The sequence below is a fragment of the Streptomyces sp. L500 genome, assembly GCF_054551825.1.
The window spans coordinates 31,641-49,530 of record NZ_JBTOLC010000042.1 but is presented as its reverse complement, the minus strand read 5'-3'; the positions used below and the strand labels follow the sequence as shown (position 1 = coordinate 49,530).

The 17,890-nt window shown below is 74.1% G+C and carries 17 protein-coding genes; 5 read left to right on the top strand and 12 right to left on the bottom strand.

The window, feature by feature from the left end:
* The coding region (locus ACX9I7_RS27140; RefSeq protein ID WP_459388806.1) for a class I SAM-dependent methyltransferase at nt 1-1,105 on the top strand (1,105 nt) is incomplete at its 5' end.
* Between the two features lie 22 nt (nt 1,106-1,127).
* On the opposite strand, the gene tsaD is transcribed toward ACX9I7_RS27140, so the two are convergent.
* The 3 genes from tsaD to tsaB are packed head-to-tail and all read right to left on the bottom strand — an operon-like array spanning nt 1,128 to nt 3,479.
* Nucleotides 1,128-2,279: a tRNA (adenosine(37)-N6)-threonylcarbamoyltransferase complex transferase subunit TsaD gene (gene tsaD, locus ACX9I7_RS27135; RefSeq protein WP_459388805.1), complete on the bottom strand. Its 1,152-nt coding sequence runs from the start codon at nt 2,277-2,279 to the stop codon at nt 1,128-1,130.
* A complete protein-coding gene (gene rimI / locus ACX9I7_RS27130) occupies nt 2,263-2,757 on the bottom strand; it encodes a ribosomal protein S18-alanine N-acetyltransferase (protein ID WP_387569388.1) in 495 nt (164 codons plus the stop codon). The genes tsaD and rimI overlap by 17 nt, the downstream gene beginning before the upstream one ends.
* Before the next feature lie 53 nt (nt 2,758-2,810).
* The gene (gene tsaB / locus ACX9I7_RS27125; RefSeq protein ID WP_387569024.1) at nt 2,811-3,479 is read right to left on the bottom strand and encodes a tRNA (adenosine(37)-N6)-threonylcarbamoyltransferase complex dimerization subunit type 1 TsaB; all 669 of its coding nucleotides are present in this window, start codon (nt 3,477-3,479) and stop codon (nt 2,811-2,813) included.
* 248 nt (nt 3,480-3,727) lie between these two features.
* Between tsaB and ACX9I7_RS27120 the strand changes: the two genes are divergently transcribed.
* A complete protein-coding gene (locus ACX9I7_RS27120; protein ID WP_459388804.1) occupies nt 3,728-4,318 on the top strand; it encodes a hypothetical protein in 591 nt (196 codons plus the stop codon).
* A 5-nt stretch (nt 4,319-4,323) separates the two neighbouring features.
* Here ACX9I7_RS27120 and ACX9I7_RS27115 read toward each other — a convergent pair whose 3' ends face one another.
* The 4 genes from ACX9I7_RS27115 to alr all read right to left on the bottom strand — a co-directional run bounded on the left by ACX9I7_RS27115 (nt 4,324) and on the right by alr (nt 7,725).
* Nucleotides 4,324-4,491, bottom strand: a complete 168-nt coding sequence (locus ACX9I7_RS27115; protein WP_459388803.1) for a hypothetical protein — start codon at nt 4,489-4,491, stop codon at nt 4,324-4,326.
* Between the two features lie 148 nt (nt 4,492-4,639).
* On the bottom strand, nt 4,640-5,176 hold the full coding sequence (gene tsaE, locus ACX9I7_RS27110; RefSeq protein ID WP_459388802.1) for a tRNA (adenosine(37)-N6)-threonylcarbamoyltransferase complex ATPase subunit type 1 TsaE: 537 nt from the start codon (nt 5,174-5,176) through the stop codon (nt 4,640-4,642).
* Nucleotides 5,177-5,312: 136 nt separating this feature from the next.
* Complete coding sequence (locus ACX9I7_RS27105) at nt 5,313-6,536, bottom strand: alpha/beta fold hydrolase (RefSeq protein WP_459388801.1); 1,224 nt, start codon at nt 6,534-6,536, stop codon at nt 5,313-5,315.
* 1 nt (nt 6,537) lies between these two features.
* Nucleotides 6,538-7,725, bottom strand: a complete 1,188-nt coding sequence (alr, locus tag ACX9I7_RS27100; protein ID WP_387569036.1) for an alanine racemase — start codon at nt 7,723-7,725, stop codon at nt 6,538-6,540.
* Between the two features lie 239 nt (nt 7,726-7,964).
* Between alr and ACX9I7_RS27095 the strand changes: the two genes are divergently transcribed.
* Nucleotides 7,965-9,404, top strand: coding sequence for an NAD(P)H-hydrate dehydratase (locus ACX9I7_RS27095; RefSeq protein WP_459388800.1), 1,440 nt, complete (start codon nt 7,965-7,967; stop codon nt 9,402-9,404).
* Between the two features lie 46 nt (nt 9,405-9,450).
* Here the strand turns inward: ACX9I7_RS27095 and ACX9I7_RS27090 are convergent, their stop codons facing one another.
* Both ACX9I7_RS27090 and ACX9I7_RS27085 read right to left on the bottom strand, forming a co-directional pair.
* Complete coding sequence (locus ACX9I7_RS27090) at nt 9,451-12,045, bottom strand: NACHT domain-containing protein (RefSeq protein WP_459388799.1); 2,595 nt, start codon at nt 12,043-12,045, stop codon at nt 9,451-9,453.
* Nucleotides 12,046-12,154: 109 nt separating this feature from the next.
* On the bottom strand, nt 12,155-13,099 hold the full coding sequence (locus tag ACX9I7_RS27085; RefSeq protein ID WP_459388798.1) for a helix-turn-helix domain-containing protein: 945 nt from the start codon (nt 13,097-13,099) through the stop codon (nt 12,155-12,157).
* Nucleotides 13,100-13,235: 136 nt separating this feature from the next.
* Here ACX9I7_RS27085 and ACX9I7_RS27080 point away from each other — a divergent pair, with 136 nt between their 5' ends.
* Nucleotides 13,236-13,859, top strand: a complete 624-nt coding sequence (locus tag ACX9I7_RS27080; RefSeq protein ID WP_459388797.1) for a histidine phosphatase family protein — start codon at nt 13,236-13,238, stop codon at nt 13,857-13,859.
* A gap of 268 nt (nt 13,860-14,127) precedes the next feature.
* Here ACX9I7_RS27080 and ACX9I7_RS27075 read toward each other — a convergent pair whose 3' ends face one another.
* Genes ACX9I7_RS27075 through ACX9I7_RS27065 form a run of 3 tightly spaced genes read right to left on the bottom strand, consistent with a single transcriptional unit; the run spans nt 14,128 to nt 16,684 of the window.
* A complete protein-coding gene (locus tag ACX9I7_RS27075; RefSeq protein WP_358625958.1) occupies nt 14,128-14,496 on the bottom strand; it encodes a holo-ACP synthase in 369 nt (122 codons plus the stop codon).
* A complete protein-coding gene (gene glmS / locus ACX9I7_RS27070; RefSeq protein ID WP_387569050.1) occupies nt 14,493-16,346 on the bottom strand; it encodes a glutamine--fructose-6-phosphate transaminase (isomerizing) in 1,854 nt (617 codons plus the stop codon). Before glmS ends, ACX9I7_RS27075 begins: the two co-directional genes overlap by 4 nt.
* Nucleotides 16,347-16,384: 38 nt before the next feature.
* On the bottom strand, nt 16,385-16,684 hold the full coding sequence (locus ACX9I7_RS27065) for a hypothetical protein (RefSeq protein ID WP_387569053.1): 300 nt from the start codon (nt 16,682-16,684) through the stop codon (nt 16,385-16,387).
* Nucleotides 16,685-16,903: 219 nt separating this feature from the next.
* Between ACX9I7_RS27065 and coaA the strand changes: the two genes are divergently transcribed.
* Nucleotides 16,904-17,884 (top strand): type I pantothenate kinase, encoded by a 981-nt coding sequence (gene coaA / locus ACX9I7_RS27060; protein ID WP_126914667.1) that lies wholly within the window; start codon nt 16,904-16,906, stop codon nt 17,882-17,884.
* Nucleotides 17,885-17,890: the final 6 nt, after the last annotated feature.

Genomic DNA, 17,890 nt, shown 5'->3' with positions numbered 1-17,890 from the left:
CGACCCCGCCCAGGAGCTCGCCACGGCGACCCGGCTGCGCCGCGACCACCCCGCCGACCTGGTGTCGGCGGCCCTGGGGCAGGCCCGGCTGCGGCAGCGCGCGGTCGCCAAGTTCGGCGCCGAGGACGCGTACCGCATGTTCTTCACCCCGAACGGCGTCGAGCAGGCCACGCGTGCGACCGTCGCCGCCTACAGAGCCCAGCGTTTCTCCGCCCTCGGCGTGCGCCGACTCGCTGATCTGTGCTGTGGCATCGGCGGCGACGCGATCGCGCTGGCACGCGCCGGCATCGAGGTGCTGGCCGTCGACCGCGACCCCCTGACCTGCGAGGTCGCCCGCGCCAACGCGGCCGCCCTGGGCCTGGCCGAGCTGATCGAGGTGCGCTGCGCGGATGTCACCGAGATCGACACCTCGTCCTACGACGCCGTGTTCGTCGACCCGGCGCGGCGTGGCGGCCGGGGCCGGATCTTCGACCCGGAGGCGTACTCGCCCCCGCTGTCCTGGGCGGTCGAGGCGGCCCGCAGGGCCCCGCACGCCGCGCTGAAGATCGCCCCCGGGGTGCCGCACGAGGCGATCCCCGAGGACGCGGAGGCCGAGTGGATCTCGGACGGCGGCGATGTGAAGGAGGCCGTGCTGTGGTTCGGCACGGACCCCGCCGCGCGGCGGGCGACCCTGCTGCCGGGCGGCGCGTCCCTGGTGGGCCGCGGCCTGCCGGACCCGGCCGTGCGGCCCGTGGGCCGCTACCTCTACGAACCGGACGGCGCGGTCATCCGCGCCCACCTGGTGGCGGAGGCCGCGGCGGAGCTGGGCGACGGCGGGCTGATCGACGAGACGATCGCGTATGTGACGAGCGACGAGCTGCGGGATTCCGCCTACGCGGCGGCGTACGAGATCACGGACGTGCTGCCGTTCAACCTGAAGAAGCTCAAGGCGATCGTCCGGGAGCGCGGGATCGGCGTCGCCGTCATCAAGAAGCGGGGCTCGGCGGTGGAGCCGGAGGAGCTCCGCAAGAAGCTCAAGCTCGCGGGTGCGAACTCCTGCGTGATCGTGCTGACGCGCGTGGCGGGCGCGCCGGCCATGCTGCTGGGGCAGCCGGCCCGGGCGTGACCCGGACCGGCGGGGCCGCCCGTCAGTCGTAGAGGTTCTGCTTGCTCAGCTCGTGCACGTGGTCGTGGTCATGCGCGTGGCCGTGACCGTGCCCATGGCCGTGCTCGTGGTCATGGTCGTGGTCGCCCGGCACGTGCGTCTCCGTGACCGGCAGCGAGGAGTCCGCCGACAGGTCCCAGGAGGACGCCGCGCGGCCACGGGCCACCATCTCCGCGCCCAGCGCCGCCACCATCGCGCCGTTGTCGGTGCACAGCTTCGGGCGCGGCACGCGCAGGGTGATGCCCGCGTCCTCGCAGCGACGCTGGGCCATGGCGCGCAGGCGGGTGTTGGCGGCGACGCCGCCGCCGATCATCAGGTGGTCCACGCCGTGGTCCTTGCAGGCGCGAACGGCCTTGCGGGTCAGGACGTCGACGACCGCCTCCTGGAAGGAGGCGGCGACGTCCGCGACCGGGACGTTCTCGCCGGCCGCGCGCTTGGCCTCGATCCAGCGGGCCACGGCGGTCTTCAGGCCGGAGAAGGAGAAGTCGTATATCGGGTCGCGGGGGCCGGTCAGGCCGCGCGGGAAGCGGATGGCGTCGGGGTCGCCCTCGCGGGCGTAGCGGTCGATGACCGGGCCGCCGGGGAAGCCGAGGTTCAGCACCCGGGCGATCTTGTCGAAGGCCTCGCCGGCCGCGTCGTCGATCGTCGAGCCGAGCGGCCGGACGTCCGAGGTGATGTCGGGCGCCAGCAGCAGGGACGAGTGGCCGCCGCTCACCAGCAGGGCCATCGTGGGCTCGGGCAGGGCGCCGTGCTCCAGCTGGTCCACGCAGATGTGCGAGGCGAGGTGGTTGACGCCGTAGAGGGGCTTGCCCAGCGCGTAGGCGTACGCCTTCGCCGCGGAGACGCCGACGAGCAGGGCGCCCGCGAGGCCGGGGCCGGCGGTGACCGCGATGCCGTCGAGGTCCTTCGCGCTCACGCCCGCCTCCTTCAGGGCGCGCTGGATGGTCGGGACCATGGCCTCCAGGTGGGCCCGGCTGGCGACCTCCGGGACGACGCCGCCGAAGCGGGCGTGCTCGTCGACGCTGGACGCGACCGCGTCGGCGAGCAGCGTGTGGCCGCGGACGATACCGACGCCGGTCTCGTCGCACGAGGTCTCGATGCCGAGGACGAGGGGTTCGTCAGTCTTGCGAGCCATGGGACATTCCTTGCACTGCGGACAGGGGATCGGAGAGACGCATCACGAGCGCGTCGATGTTGCCGGGCTGGTAGTAGCCGCGGCGCACGCCCACGGGCTCGAAGCCGAAGCGTTCGTAGAGGCGCTGGGCGCGGGTGTTGTCGACGCGCACCTCGAGCAGCACCTCACGGCACTCGAAGGCGTTCGCGGTGGTGAGGAGCTCGGTCAGCAGCCGGGCGCCGAGGCCCGTGCTCCAGTACTCCTTGGCCACGGCGATGGTCTGCACGTCGCCGGTGCCGTCGACGGCGGCGAGGCCCGCGTAGCCGACGACCCTGGCCTGCTCGGCCTCGCCGACGACCTCCGCGACGACGTAGCGACGGTTGGCGTTCGCCCCGCGCGCGTGGGCGAGCTCCGACCAGAAGAGGCCCTTGGACCACGCGTCGTGGGGGAACAGGGCGCGCTCCAGCTCCAGCACGGGCGCGATGTCCCACCAGCGCATCTCACGGACGCGGATGGCGGAGGCCGCGGCGGCGGCCGCTTCGGCTGGCCCGGTCACTGCGGGGTGACCACCTTGTAGTTGGCCGGCACCTGGGCGTCGGGGCGGCGCAGGTACAGCGGCTGGTCCGGCAGGAACTCGCCGCCCGTGCGGAGCTTCTCGGCGGCCAGCGCCGCCAGCGCGGCCGCCGACTGGTGCTGCGGCAGCTCCTCACGGACGTCCGAGAAGGCGTCCCGGTAGAGCACCGCGCCCGCGCCGACGGCGGTCAGGCCCGCCAGGCGCTCGGTGAGCTCGGCGGGGCGGTCCACGGCGGGCTCGGTGATCCGGGTGCGGGCGTCCGCGTAGCGCGCCCAGTACACCTCCTTGCGGCGGGCGTCCGTCGCCACGACGAACTCGCCCGTCAGCCCGTGCTGCCCGGCCGCGTACGCGATGCCGTCGAGGGTGCACAGGCCGTGGACGGGGACGGACAGGGTGGCGGCGAAGGTGGCGGCGGTGACGATGCCGACGCGCAGGCCGGTGTACGGGCCGGGGCCCACGCCCACGACGATCCCGGTGACGGCGTCGAGCTTCGTACCCGCCTCGCGGAGCACCCGGTCGACGGCGGGCAGCAGCAGCTCCCCGTGCCGGCGGGCGTCCACCTGGGTCGACTCGGCGACGACGGACTCGCCGTCGTGGAGGGCGACGGTGACAGCGGGGGTGGCGGTATCCAGAGCGAGCAGCAGCACGTGACAAGCCTACGGCGCACCAAGGGGCGGGCGGCGCGCGCATGGGCCCCGAGCCGGGGGCGCGGCGGGGGCGCGAGCGGGTGCTACGGTCAGCCGCATGGCCGTACGCATGGCCGTACGAAGCCGCGACACGGCCGGTACGCACGGGCCGGGTACCCACGGGCCGGGACGGCGGCGCCGGGCCGGCGGCGGGACAGTGGCGACAGCACACAGCAACACAGCAGCACGCGGGACGAAAGGTGCGCAGCGTGGCACGTAGCAGCTCGGGGATCATCGTGGCCACGCTCACCGCGGCGGCCCTGGCCGGCGTCGGTTTCCTGGCCGTCCAGGCGGAGGCCGCGCCCGATCACCCCACCGCGCACGCCTCGGGCCGGGCCGCCGGCAAGGCGAAGGACGGGGAGCAGGGCAAGGACAAGGCCGCAGGCGGAGCCGGGCAGGAGCAGGGCAAGGCGCCGAACGCGGTCCCGGAGGAGTCCGGCACCGGCCTGCGCGTCGTCTACGCGCTCGCCCAGAAGCGGGTGTGGCTGGTCGGCTCGGACGGCAAGGCCACGCGGACGTTCGAGATCGCGCCCAGCACCGTGAACCCGCCGCCGGGCAGCTACGCGGTCACCTCGCGCACGCCCACGATCACCGGTTCGGACGGGACGCCCGTCGAGCACGTGGTGGTCTTCCACCGGGACGCCGCCGGGGTCGTCTTCGGCTTCAGCGCGGCCGTGGACGGCTCGTCGCCCAAGCCGGACCCGACGAAGAAGACGGGCGCGATCCGCGAGCAGCCGGCCGACGGGCGGGCGATGTGGGAGTTCGCGGTGAACAAGACGCCGGTCGTCGTCGTCCCGTAACTCGTTCAGGCGGCGTCGCGCGCGCCGTTCCCCTCGTCGTCCGCCTGCGCGGGCTCCGGCGCCTTCGGGGGCGTGGAGACGGCGTCGGCGGCGGCACAGGACGCCAGGAGGTCGCGCACCGACAGGGGGCGTTCCTCGACGGCGGGGGTGGGCTCGGGCTCGTGGGCCGACATGAATGCCTCCTGGGGCGGCTCGGGCCGGTCGGAGGCGCTACGGTCCATCTACTTAGGTAGACCTAACCGACCCTCCTGCCCTCCATGTGACCACGCCCGGTGTCGCGCGCGCAACATCTTGCCGACGGCTTGTCGGAACGAGCGCCGTTCAGCGCCCCAGCGGCGACAGGTCCACGCCCGCCCAGCGGGCGCCGACGCCGGTGACGGTCACGCTGCGTACGTCGTCGGCGTCGGCGTCGCCCTCGGCCGGGGCGTCCGCGCCCACCGCGCGCTCGATCACGACCCGCAGCCGGTCCTCGGACAGCTCCTCGACCTTGCCGTCGCCCCACTCCACGACGATCACGGACTCGGGCAGCGAGACGTCGAGGTCCAGGTCCTCCATCTCGTCCAGCCCGCCGGACAGCCGGTAGGCGTCGACGTGGACGAGGGCCGGGCCGTCGCCCAGCGGCGGGTGCACCCGGGCGATGACGAAGGTGGGGGACGTGACGGCACCGCGCACCCCGAGCCCCTCGCCCAGCCCCCGGGTCAGCGTCGTCTTGCCGGCGCCCAGCTCCCCGGAGAGCAGCACGAGATCACCGGGGCGCAGCAGCGCGGCGAGGCGGCGGCCCAACTCCCGCATGTCTTCGGCGGACTTGACGGTGAGCGGCGTCGCCTGCGGCGCGGAGATGTCTTGCGGGGTACTCATATCCGCCGATGGTAACCGCCCGCGTTGTGGGCAATCGTTCCGCAGGGCTGGGGGCACCTCCCAGCGGTAGCTGGGGGAGGGTGGGCACAACGCCGAACGACGGCGTCAGCCCCCCGCTGGACCCCGGTGCGGGTCGCTATTCGGGTGCGGCCCGGTGGGCGGTTGGTGCCCACCCGTTCCGCCCTGCGGAACGCCTGCCCACCAACCGCGCGAGGTGCCCGGACACCAGGTCCGGCACCTCCAGCATCACCAGGTGCCCCGCCCCCGGCACGATCACCAGCTCCGCGTCCGGCAGCGCCTCGCCGATGACGCGGCTGTGCTCACTCGGCGTGACCATGTCCTTCTCGCCCGCCAGGACGAGCACCGGCCGCCCCGCGAACTCCGCCAGCGCCTCCACCTTGTCGTGCTCGGCGAAGGCCGGGTAGAACTCGGCGACCACGTCCACCGGCGTCGCCTCGATCAGCCGCTCGGCGAACCGCGCCACCACGGGGTCGACGTCCCGCGACCCGAACGAGTAGCGCTTGATGATCCCGCCGATGAGCTCGGCGACGGCCCGCCGCCCCTTCTCCACCAGCTCCGTCCGGGTCAGCATCAGCCTGAACGCGCCCGGCAGGACCGTCCGCCGCAGCAGGCTCATCCCCACCGGCGGCAGCCCGTACGTCACCTCGCCCATCAGGCCGGAGGACGTGCCGATGAACGCGGCGCCGACCACCCGCTCGGCGATCAGCTCCGGGTAGTGGGCGGCCAGGGCCATCGTGGTCATGCCGCCCATCGAGTGCCCCACCAGGACCAGCGGCCCCTCGGGGGCGGCCGCGTCGACGACGGCCTTCAGATCGCGGCCGAGCAGGTCGATGCTGACCGGTTCGCCCGCCTCGCGCTGGCCCTTGCCGCGCGCGGAGCGGCCGTGGCTGCGCTGGTCCCAGAAGACGGCACGGACGCCGGCGGCGCGCAGCGCGGCGCGCTGGAAGTGCCAGGAGTCCTGGCTCAGGCAGTAGCCGTGGCTGAAGACGACCGTGAGCGGCGGCTCCGCGCGGCGCCCGAAGAAGCCCTTTCCCTTGCCGGGGGCCTCCGGTTCGTCCACCTCGTAGTGGAGCTCGGTGCCGTCCTCGGCGAGGGCCGTGCCCACGGTGCCGCGCAGCGTCCCGTAGGGGCCGGCCGAGTCGAGGGCGAGCCGCGCCTTGCGGCGCATGCCGCGTCCGACGGTGAGCCGTTCCATGGCGACCCCGACCGCGGCTCCGGCGGCGACGACCCCGACGGCCGCGCCCGCGAATCCCGCCCCTCGTCGCCAGGCGGCGCCGCCCAGGGCCTCCACGGCCCCCGCCGCCACCGTGCCCGTACTGTCGCCGCCGCCCTCGCTCATGTCAGGCCCCCGTGTCCTCGGATGTGTCATCGACGTCGTTGTCCCTGACGTCGTTGTCTCCGACATAGACGCGCGGCACACGCGCGGAGATGCGCGTGACGACCTCATAGGCGATGGTTCCGGTCGCCCGCGCCCAGTCCTCGGCGGTCGGCTCGCCCCGGTCGCCGGGGCCGAAAAGCACCGCTTCGTCGCCGGGGGCCGCGCTGTCGCCGCCCAGGTCGACCACGAACTGGTCCATCGCGACCCGTCCGGCCACCGTCCGCCACTTGCCGCCCACCAGCACCGGGCCGGTGCCGGAGCCGGAACGCGGGATGCCGTCCGCGTAGCCGACGGGGACGAGCGCGAGGGTCGTCTCACCGGGGGTCGTGTACAGGTGGCCGTACGAGACGCCGTGCCCGCCCGGCACCCGCTTCACCGAGGCGAGGGACGCGGAGAGCGTCATCACCGGCCGGATCCCCAGCTCCTCCGGGGTGCCCAGCTCGGGGCTCGGGGATATCCCGTACATCGCGACGCCGGTGCGCACGAGGTCGAAGTGGGTCTCGGGGAGGGTGAGGGTGGCCGGGGAATTGGCGATGTGCCGGACCTCGGGGGCCAGGCCCTGGCCCTCGGCGTAGGCGATGGCGTCCTTGAAGACGGTCAGCTGGGCCCGGATGGAGGGGTGGCCCGGCTCGTCGGCGCAGGCGAAGTGCGACCAGATGCCGGTGACCTTGATCAGCCCGGCCGTCTCGGCGTCGCGCGCGGCGGCGACGAGCTTCTCCCAGTCGCCAGGCTGGCAGCCGTTGCGGCCGAGACCCGTGTCGATCTTCAGCTGCACGCGGGCGACGCGGCCGGCCGCGCGGGCGGCGGCGGTGACCTCCTCCAGGGCCCACAGGCCGCTGACGGAGACGTCGATGTCGGCCTCCAGGGCCTCCCGCCACGGGTCGCCCGGCGTCCACAGCCAGCACATCAGCCGGCCCGTGTCACCGGCGGCGCGCAGGGCGAGCGCCTCGTGCGGGGTGGCCGTGCCGATCCACTCGGCTCCGGCCTGACGGGCGGCTCTGGCGCAGGGCACCGCGCCGTGACCGTAGGCGTTCGCCTTGACGACGGCCATCAGCTGCGCCCGGGGGGCGCGGGCGCGCAGAGCGCGTACGTTGGCCCGCAGGGCGGCCAGGTCGACCACGGCTCGGGCGCGCATCGGTGTCTCAGTCATCGCAGCCAGTCTCTCAGGCCGGGGCCGGAGGAGACCCCTGCCCCGCCCTTTCACCGTTTCCCGGGGGCTCCACCCCGGGCCCCGGGGGCTGGGGGGCGGAGCCCCCGGTTCCGGGAAGGGGCGGGATCGGGGAAAGAACTCCCGCCGCGGCGGCGACCGGCCACTGCCGACGTGACCGGCGGTGCCGAACCCGCCTCCGCCCGCTGTCGCACACGGCAGCACTGCGGCAGGCTGACCCTATGAGGACCGCCTACAACGTAGAGACCGTACGGGCCGCCGAGCGCGCCCTCATGACAACGCTCCCGGAAGGCGCGCTCATGCAGCGCGCGGCGGCGGGCCTCGCGGCCGCCTGCGCCGACCTCCTGGGCCGCCGCGTCTACGGCGCCCGCGTCGCCCTCCTCGTAGGCAGCGGCGACAACGGCGGCGACGCCCTCTACGCCGGCGCCCGCCTGGCCCGCCGCGGCGCGGGCGTGACGGCCGTACTGCTCACCCCGGACCGCGCCCACCCCGGCGGCCTGCGCGCGCTGCGGAACGCGGGCGGCCGCGCGGTCACGGCCCGCGAAGGCGTGGGGGCCGTCCGCCGCGCCGACCTCGTCGTCGACGGCATCGTCGGCATCGGCGGCAAGGGCGCCCTGCGCGAGCCCGCCCAGGAGCTCGTCGCGGCGGCCGAGGGCGCCCTGATCGTCGCCGTGGACCTCCCCAGCGGCGTCGACGCCGACACCGGCGAGGCCCCGGGCGCGGCGGTGCGCGCCGACGCCACCGTCACCTTCGGCACGTACAAGCCGGGCCTGCTCGTCGACCCCGCCCGCGAGCACGCGGGCGCGCTGCGCCTGGTCGACATCGGCCTCGGCCCGTGGCTGCCGTCCGAACCGGACGTCGAGGCCCTCCAGCACGCGGACGTGGCCGATCTGCTCCCCCACCCGCAAGCGGAGAGCGACAAATACCGACGCGGTGTAGTCGGCATCGTGGCCGGATCGGCTCGCTATCCGGGCGCGGCCGTCCTCGCCGTGGCGGGCGCGCTCAGCGGCGGCGCGGGCGCCGTGCGCTACGCGGGCCCGGCCACCGACGCCGTGATCGCCCGTTTCCCGGAGACGCTGGTGACAGCGGGGCCGCCCTCGAAGGCCGGCCGGGTGCAGGCATGGGTGATCGGCCCCGGCCTCGGGGACGGCTCCGAGGCGCGCCAGGCCCTGGTGGACGTCCTGTCCTCCGACGTCCCCGTACTCGTCGACGCCGACGGCCTGCGCCTGCTGGACCCCCAGGCCGTACGGGCGCGCCGGGCCGAGACCCTCCTGACCCCGCACGCGGGAGAGGCGGCCGCGCTGCTCGGCCTCTCCCGCGAGGAGGTCGAGGCGTCCCGGCTGTCGGCCGTCCGGGCGCTGGCGGACCGCTTCGGGGCGACGGCCCTGCTCAAGGGCTCGACCACGCTCGTCGCCGACGGCACCCGAGCGATCCGCGTCAACCCGACGGGCACCCCGTGGCTGGCCACCGCCGGCAGCGGCGACGTCCTGGCCGGCCTGACCGGCTCCCTGCTCGCCGCGGGCCTGGACGCCCGCGACGCGGCCTCGGCGGGGGCGTACCTCCACGGCCTCGCGGCGCGCGCGCTCGGAAGCGCGCCGATCACGTCGCTGGGCGTGGCGGAGGAGCTGCGGCGGGTGTGGCTGGACGTCACGGCCGGGTGACACGCCGGTGCGAGCGGGGCCGGACGCCGGCCTCGCCGCTCCGAAGTCAGTCGCCGGCACCACGATCGTCGGCCCCGGCGCCCCGCGGGCGTCCGAGAAACCGCTCCGCCACACTCCACCTGTCGCTCACCTCACCGCCGACCCGCACCCGTGGCCTGCCGCCCATCCGTCGGAGCGCGTGGACGTGGTCGTCCGACTTCACCACGAACTCGAGCTCCCCCTCCCCCGCGTCCTCGTACGTCAGCCGGCCGATCACCGCGTCCGCGTAGTGGTCCGTGTCGAACCGGTCCCACGCCCACGCCAGCTGGGCCCGCACCCGCAGCGACGGATGCGTCGCGTACCGCGCCAGCAGGGGGATGGCCCGGTCGTCGCCGAGCATCGTGGCCGTCACGACCACCGCGTGCGCCACCTCGTCCGGGAGGCCCTCGGGCCCGGGCAACAGGTCCAGCACGGCGCTGCCCGCCCCGGCGAGCGCCCGCGCGGCCTCCACGTCGCGCGGCGGGACGAGTTCCGCCGCCGCCCGCTCGACGCGCGTCCGCACGTCCGGGGCGACCTCCGGGGCCTGTTCCAGGCAGGCCGCGGCCAGCAGGTGGAGCCGGTGCCGGTGGGTGTCCTCCTTGTCGCCCCGCTCCAGCAGCATCCCCAGTAGCTCCGCGCGGGCGCGCGGCGGGGCGTGGCCGACGGCCATGCGCAGGACGTCCTCCCACTGGTCGTCGTGGGCGTGGTTGACGAGCAGGTCGAAGTCCCAGTCGTCGACGGCGGCCCGGGCGCCGAGGTAGTCCTGGAACGTACGGTGGATGAAGTCCAGCGTCCCGCTGGTGGGTTGCCGCAGCACACCGCTGCGGACGACCAGGTGGCGCAGGATCTCCTCCGCGCTGCCACGCGCCGCGACGGCGGGCATCGCGGGCAGGGCGCGTTCGAGGATCTCCACCGCCTTGTGCCACTCGATCTCCGAACGGCCGTTCCTCGTCAGCCAGTAGGCGATCTTCTGGAGGAGCGCGGTCTGCGCCTGCTCCAGCTCCGGGCCCTCCAGCCCGACGGCGATCTCGCGCTCGCGGTCCCGCCGGACCAGCAGCAGGTCCAGCGCCGCGCGGTAGAGCTCCATGCGGCCGTGCGGCAGATAGCCGCGCCGGGAGCGGTTGAGGGCGCAGATCATCGCGCACATCAGCGGATTGGTGGCCAGCCGGCCGAGGTCCCGCTTGGCGACCACGGCGGCGCTCAGCGAGTCGCCGAACGCCCGTAACCGCTCGTCCTCGCGCTGCCCGGCCGCGTCGTGCCACCGTTCGATGAAGGCCAGGACGTCGGCGCGGCTCATCGGGAGGAGTTCGAGCTCCGCGAAGCCCGCGTCCGCGAGCCAGCCCTCCCGGACCGCCGAGGGACGGGTGGTGATCACGTAGCGCGCCTCGGGGTAGGCGGCCAGCAGGTCCTTCACCCAGGCCAGGGTGCGGCGCCGGTCCGCCTCGGGGACCTCGTCCACGCCGTCGATCAGCAGCAGCGCCGTGCCCTCGTCCAGCCGCCCGGTCGCCCAGCCCCGCGCGGCGGGCAGCCCCGCGAGCGGCGCGGCCACGGCGTCCAGGAAGTCCTCAGGGCGGGGCAGTTCACCCTTGCGTATGAGGGTGCGCAGGGGCAGCGTCAGCGGTACGCAGCCGCTCAGGTGGCCCAGGCCGGGCGGCAGGTCGCCACGCGCGGTGACCGTGGCCAGCCACTGCAGCAGCGTCGTCTTCCCGGACCCGGCGGCGCCCCGCAGCAGCACCCGTTTGTGCCCGGCGAGCGCTTCCTCGGCCCGTCGCGGGGAGGGCAGGGGCCCGCCCCCGGCGTCCCCGGAGGCGCCCGTCAGCTCCAGGCTGAGGTACGTCGCGTCGAGCGGCCACGTCTCCGCCTCGCCGTCGCTCAGCGTCAGCCCGATGACGGTGAGCTCCCCGGACCTGCCGACGATGTACTCCCGCAGCCGGCGCTCGAACGCCTCGACCTCCAGTTGCCGGGGCGAGGCGAGCGAGCGCGACGTGGGCTTGTGCCCGGCGACCAGGCACTCCCGCAGGAAACGGAAGTCCTGCCAGAGCGTCTCGGACGGCGTCACCGTCAGCCGTCCGTGCCGCCAGCCGGCGGGGTCGGCGCAGACGATCCCGGCGAGCGCGCCGCCCACGAAGACGGCGGCCCCCGACATCCCGGCCCAGGGCGAGCCGCCGTCGCCCGGCGGCGCCGGCGCGCCGTGGTCGCTGTCGAGGACGTACCGCCCGCTGAGGAGATTGCTACCGGGCTTCAGCGTGCCCACGATCTGCTCGGTGTCGAGCGCGTCCGGCCCGTCCCGCTGGACCTGCGGATAGCCGATGGCCGTCGCGCCGGGCCAGGCCCGCAGGTCGTACGAACGCCCCCAGACCAGCGGCTCGAAGTCCGGGAGCGCCTGCTCCGTCACCACGTCGCGCTCGGCGGCCAGCAGCGCCACGTCGCAGCGCCGCCGGTCGTCGCGCGCCCACACCACCCGGCAGCGCACCTTGCCGACGCCGCCGGGCACGACGACCACGGGGGCGTCGCAGTCCGCGACCACGTGCGCGGCGGTCAGGATCAGGTCCGGTGTCAGGAGGTAACCGCTGCCCTGACTCCGCCCGAACACCGCCGCGATGCGCTCCCTCGCCGGGTGCACGACCGAACCGCCCCCTCCGCCTCCGCCCCTGGTCTGACGAGCACCTGACGATACGCCAGTGATCGGGGCGGAGTCGGGGGAACGGCGGGTTTACGCGGTGCGGGACGTCCTACTGTGCGTCGTACGCCCGCAGGGCGGCGATCAGCCACTTCACGGCGGGGCCCATGGCCGGCTCGGACCAGCCGTTGATCGCGGAGACGAGCTGCCAGTACCGCTCGTAGCCCGACTCGTCACCGATCTCCAGCCGCTCCAGCAGCCAGGCCCGGAACGCGGGCCCGTCCGCCCGGCCGGCCAGCTCGGCGTAGGCGCGCGTCAGCTCGTCGACGACCGGCCGCGCGGCGGGCGACTCCGGCTCGGTCCCGGCCTCCCGGGCCGTGGCCGTGCGCACCCGGACCAGCTCGGCGAGCTGCCACCCCGCGTGGGGGTCGAGCGCCCCGGCCTCGTTCCGGGCCCGGACCTGGTCGGCCGCCGCCCTGCGCAGGGCGGCGCGGAAACCGTCGTCCTGGACGAGCCCGGCCAGCTCGATCCAGGCGTCGGCCTGCTCGGGCGTGGGGTCGTCCGGCAGCATCGGCATCGCGTCGCGCAGCATGGCCAGGAAGTCCGGGCCGACATCGACGCCCTCGAAGGCGTTGTCGATGAAGTCGTCGATCAGGCGGCGGCGTTCGAGCTCCGACAGTTGTGCGAGTTTGTGCATGGTCTCCAGCTCCTCCGGTGTCGACCCGCGTACGGCCACGGCTCGCAGCACGGCCCGGTGCAGCCGCAGGGTGCGGATCTGCCGGTCCAGGGCGTCGGCGTGCACGGCGGCGATCTGCGCCACGGAGACCTCCCGCCCCAGCACGCGCCGGACGGCGGAGAGCCCGACGCCGAGTTCGCGCAGCGTGCGGACGAGGCCGAGCCGGGCCAGGGCGTCCGGTCCGTAGAGCCGGTAGCCCGCGGGTGTGCGGTCGGTCGGCGGCACGACCCCTGTGTCGGACCAGAACCGGATGGTCTTGACCGTCAGACCGGTCAGCCGGGCCAGTTCCCCGATGGAGTAGCGGGTGGTGTCGTCGTCCATGTCCGCCACCGTGGTGTCTCCCGTCGCTGGAGAGTCAACTCGGACATCCTGGAACCCGGGGCGGGGGTCCCGGCGTCCACGCCGAAAACAGTCGATCACGGACGTCGTCCACGGACGTCGTCGCTGAGGAGGCCTCATGGCCGCCATGGCCGCGCGCTACCTCTACCTCGTCCGGCACGGCGAGGCGGTGCCGGACGAGAGCGCCCTGACCGAGGCGGGCCGCCGCCAGGCGGAACACCTCGGCCGGCGCCTCGCCTCCGCCCCGCTCTCCGTGATCCACCACAGCCCGCTGCCCCGCGCCCGGCAGACGACCGAACTGATCGCCGGGCAACTCGACGGCGTCCCGACGCGGAGCACGGAGACGGCGGGCGACTACGTCCCGTACGTACCGCGACGGGACGAACTGCCGCCGCGGTTCGCCGACACCCTGCCGGCCCGCCTCGCCGGCTTCCCGGAGGAGGAGCTGCACCGGGGCCCGGCCCTGGCCCGCGCGGCCCTGGCGGAGTTCACGGGCCCGGTGGAGGGCACCGAGCCGCGCCACGAACTCGTGGTCACCCACAACTTCCTCGTGGCCTGGCTGGTGCGCGCCGCGCACGACGCCCCGGCCTGGCGCTGGATGGGCATGAACCAGGGCAACGCGTCCCTGACGGTCATCCGCTACGCCCCGGACCGCCCGGCGACGGTAATGATCCACAACGACATGAGCCACCTGCCGGAGGACCTGCGCTGGACGGGCTTCCCGCCGGAGCTACGGGTGTGACGGCCGACACCCTTGACCTCAAGCCGACTTGAGGTCCCAAGATCGCAGCACGAGCACGGGGGGCGAGCCCGGCCCGGACGCGCCACGGGGGTGCGAGTCCGGGCCGGGCTCACAAGGCAGCGCCGCCCTTAAGCCCGGAGCGCCGCCGGATGCGGATTTCCGCTGCCCGTGGCGGGTACACGTACGGGCTCACCCTCCCGCAGCCCGACCTGGCCCTTCTGACCCGAATCGAGGGGCCCGCCCCGGCCCGGAGCCCGGCCCGGCCCCGTCACTGCTCCGCGATCACCACCGCCGAGGCCACCCCCGCGTCGTGGCTCAGCGAGATGTGCCAGCTGCGCACCCCGAGCGCCTCCGCGCGGGCCGCGACCGTGCCTGTGACGACAAGAGACGGCCGGCCGCTCGACTCCGTGACGATCTCGGCGTCCGTCCAGAGGAGCCCCGGCGGCGCCCCCAGGGCCTTGGCCAGGGCTTCCTTCGCGGCGAAGCGGGCGGCCAGCGAGGCGATGCCGCGTCGTTCGCCGCTCGGCAGGTACAGCTCGCGTTCCACGAAGAGGCGGTCCGCCATTCCCGGCGTCCGCTGGAGCGCGGCGTCGAAGCGGTCGATCTCCGCGACGTCGATCCCGACTCCCACGATCATTCGACGGTCACCGACTTCGCGAGGTTGCGCGGCTGGTCGACCTCGTTGCCACGGGCCGTGGCGAGCTCGCAGGCGAAGACCTGGAGGGGGACGGTCGCGACGAGCGGCTGGAGCAGCACCGGCGTGGCCGGGATCTCGATGAGGTGGTCCGCGTAGGGGCGTACGGCCGTATCGCCGCGCTCGGCGATGACGATCGTGCGGGCGCCCCGGGCGCGGATCTCCTGGATATTGGAGACGATCTTGTCGTGGAGGACGGACCGGCCGCGCGGCGAGGGGACGACCACGACCACCGGCACGTCCCGCTCGATCAGCGCGATCGGGCCGTGCTTGAGCTCGCCCGCCGCGAAGCCCTCGGCGTGCATGTAGGCGAGCTCCTTGAGCTTCAGGGCGCCTTCCAGCGCGACGGGGTAGCCGACGTGCCGGCCCAGGAAGAGGACCGTGTTCTTGTCGGCGAGGGAGCGGGCCAGCTCGCGGACCGGCTCCATCGTCTCCAGGACCTCCTCCACCTCCCCCGCGATCTCCGACAGGTCGCGGATCACGGAGAGGATCTCGTCGCCCCACTTGGTGCCCCGCACCTGGCCGAGGTACAGCGCCACCAGGTAGCAGGCGACGAGCTGCGTCAGGAATGCCTTCGTCGACGCGACGGCCACCTCCGGGCCGGCGTGGGTGTACAGGACCGCGTCCGACTCCCTCGGGATCGTCGAGCCGTTGGTGTTGCAGATGGCGAGCACCTTCGCGCCCTGCTCGCGCGCGTGCCGCAGGGCCATCAGCGTGTCCATGGTCTCGCCGGACTGACTGATGGCGATCACCAGCGTGCGCGGGTCGAGGATCGGGTCGCGGTAGCGGAACTCGCTGGCCAGCTCCGTCTCGCAGGGGATGCGGGTCCAGTGCTCGATGGCGTACTTGGCGATGAGCCCCGCGTGGTACGCCGTGCCGCACGCGACGATGACGACCTTGTCGACCTCCCGCAGCACGGAGGCGGGGATGCGGACCTCGTCCAGCGTCAGCGAGCCCGACGCGTCGATGCGGCCCAGCAGCGTGTCGGCGACGGCCTTCGGCTGCTCGGCGATCTCCTTGAGCATGAAATAGTCGTAGCCGCCCTTCTCGGCGGCCGAGGCGTCCCAGTCGACGTGGTAGGCGCGGGTGTGCTCGTCGGCGGGGGCCCCGTCGAAGTCGGTGACGACGACGCCGTCGCGGCGCAGCTCGACGACCTGGTCCTGGCCGAGCTCGATGGCGTCCCGGGTGTGGGCGATGAAGGCGGAGACGTCGGAGGCGAGGAAGTTCTCGCCGTCGCCGACGCCCACCACGAGCGGGGAGTTGCGCCGGGCGCCCACGACCAGGTCCGGGTCGTCGGCGTGGACGGCGACGAGCGTGAAGGCGCCCTCCAGCCGGCGGCAGACCTGGCGCATGGACTCGGCCAGGTCACCGCAGGAGGAGAAGGACTCCGCCAGCAGATGGGCGACGACCTCGGTGTCCGTCTCGGAGGCGAGGTCGTGGCCGCGCTCGGCCAGCTCGGCCCGCAGCTCCGCGAAGTTCTCGATGATGCCGTTGTGGACGACGGCGACGCGGCCCGCGTTGTCCAGGTGCGGGTGGGCGTTGGCGTCGGTGGGGCCGCCGTGGGTGGCCCAGCGCGTGTGGCCGATCCCCGTCGAGCCGGAGGGGAGGGGGCGGTCGGCCAGCTCCTTCTCCAGGTTCGCGAGCTTGCCGGCCTTCTTCGCCGAGGCCAGCCCGCCGTCGGCCAGGACCGCCACCCCGGCCGAGTCATAGCCGCGGTACTCCAGCCGCCGCAGCCCCGCCAATACGACATCGAGGGCGCACTGCCCTCCCACATAGCCAACGATTCCGCACATGGACGGAAGCGTACGGCCCCGGTGTCAGCCCCCGTGGGTCAACGCCCGCGCTCGATCCGGTCGATGGCGTCCTGGACCAGCTCCAGGTACTCGACCTCCTCGCAGCGCGGTTTGCTGCCGAGAACGTACCGGTCGAGGCAGTCGTCGAGGTCCTGGCCGAGGTCCTCGTCCGGCAGCTGGGCGGTCAGGTCGCCGCGCACCCGGTCGGCGAAGGCGTCGCGCGGGGCCACGGCCCCGGCGGCGGGCGCGCCGACGGGCGCGTGGACGTCACGGCGGGGGCGTACGACACGTCGTACGCCCCTCCTGGCACGGCGGAGCACGAGCTGGAGAACGAACAACGGAACCCCCCGCGTGGGGAGAGGGACAGGAGGCTGGACGCTATTCCTGACTCGCGAGTAAGTACAGACCCCAACGCGAACTTCACCCACTGGCACCACACCGTCCCCGTCCGCCACGAGGGCCACACCGCCTGGAGTACATCCGGAGCACCGCCACGCTCCGCCGTGGAACCGCCACCCGGAGGTGATCACCGCGCCGACGGCGCGCACAATGGGCCCGTGCCCACCACGACCGACCAGCCGCGGCACCGACGCCGCGCGGACTCCTCCCCCTTCGTCGACCTCACCCGGACGGAGTGGAGCGCGCTGCGCGAGAACACGCCGCTGCCGCTGACCGCCGAGGAGGTCGAGCGGTTGCGCGGCCTGGGCGACGTCATCGACCTGGACGAGGTCCGGGACATCTACCTGCCGCTCTCCCGCCTGCTCAACCTCTACGTGGGCGCCACGGGCAGCCTGCGCGGCGCCCTCAACACCTTCCTGGGGGAGAAGGGGGCGCAGCGCGGCACACCGTTCGTCATAGGCGTGGCGGGCAGCGTGGCGGTCGGCAAGTCGACCACGGCCCGGCTGCTGCGGGAGCTGCTGGCCCGCTGGCCCGAGCACCCGCGCGTGGAGCTGGTCACGACGGACGGCTTCCTGCTGCCCAACGCCGAGCTCCAGCGGCTGGGCCTGATGTCGCGGAAAGGTTTCCCCGAGTCCTACGACCGCCGGGCGCTGACCCGCTTCGTCGCGGATGTGAAGGCCGGGAAGGACGAGGTGTCGGCGCCCGTCTACTCCCATCTGATCTACGACATCGTGCCGGACGAGCGGCTGACCGTGCACCGCCCGGACATCCTGATCATCGAGGGTCTCAACGTCCTCCAGCCGGCGCGCCCCGGCGAGGACGGCCGTACGAGGGTGAGCCTGGCCGACTTCTTCGACTTCAGCGTCTATGTGGACGCGCGCGCGGAGGACATCGAGCGCTGGTACTACGACCGCTTCAAGAAGCTGCGCGCCACGGCCTTCCACGACCCCGACTCCTACTTCCGCCGGTACACCCAGGTGTCGGAGGAGGAGGCGCTGGACTACGCGCGGCGCAACTGGCGGACGATCAACAAGCCGAATCTGCTGGAGAACGTGGCGCCGACGCGGGGGCGGGCGAACCTGATCCTGCGGAAGGGCGTGGACCACAAGGTGCAGCGGCTGTCGCTGCGGAAGCTCTAGCGAGAA

Coding starts and splice junctions, on each gene's coding strand:
- tsaD (WP_459388805.1), bottom strand. CDS start 2,279: ATGGCTCGCAAGACTGACGAACCCCTCGTCCTCGGCATCGAGACCTCG.
- rimI (WP_387569388.1), bottom strand. CDS start 2,757: ATGCGCTGGTGGGACATCGCGCCCGTGCTGGAGCTGGAGCGCGCCCTG.
- ACX9I7_RS27115 (WP_459388803.1), bottom strand. CDS start 4,491: ATGTCGGCCCACGAGCCCGAGCCCACCCCCGCCGTCGAGGAACGCCCC.
- tsaE (WP_459388802.1), bottom strand. CDS start 5,176: ATGAGTACCCCGCAAGACATCTCCGCGCCGCAGGCGACGCCGCTCACC.
- ACX9I7_RS27105 (WP_459388801.1), bottom strand. CDS start 6,536: ATGAGCGAGGGCGGCGGCGACAGTACGGGCACGGTGGCGGCGGGGGCC.
- alr (WP_387569036.1), bottom strand. CDS start 7,725: ATGACTGAGACACCGATGCGCGCCCGAGCCGTGGTCGACCTGGCCGCC.
- ACX9I7_RS27095 (WP_459388800.1), top strand. CDS start 7,965: ATGAGGACCGCCTACAACGTAGAGACCGTACGGGCCGCCGAGCGCGCC.
- ACX9I7_RS27085 (WP_459388798.1), bottom strand. CDS start 13,099: ATGGACGACGACACCACCCGCTACTCCATCGGGGAACTGGCCCGGCTG.
- ACX9I7_RS27080 (WP_459388797.1), top strand. CDS start 13,236: ATGGCCGCCATGGCCGCGCGCTACCTCTACCTCGTCCGGCACGGCGAG.
- ACX9I7_RS27075 (WP_358625958.1), bottom strand. CDS start 14,496: ATGATCGTGGGAGTCGGGATCGACGTCGCGGAGATCGACCGCTTCGAC.
- glmS (WP_387569050.1), bottom strand. CDS start 16,346: ATGTGCGGAATCGTTGGCTATGTGGGAGGGCAGTGCGCCCTCGATGTC.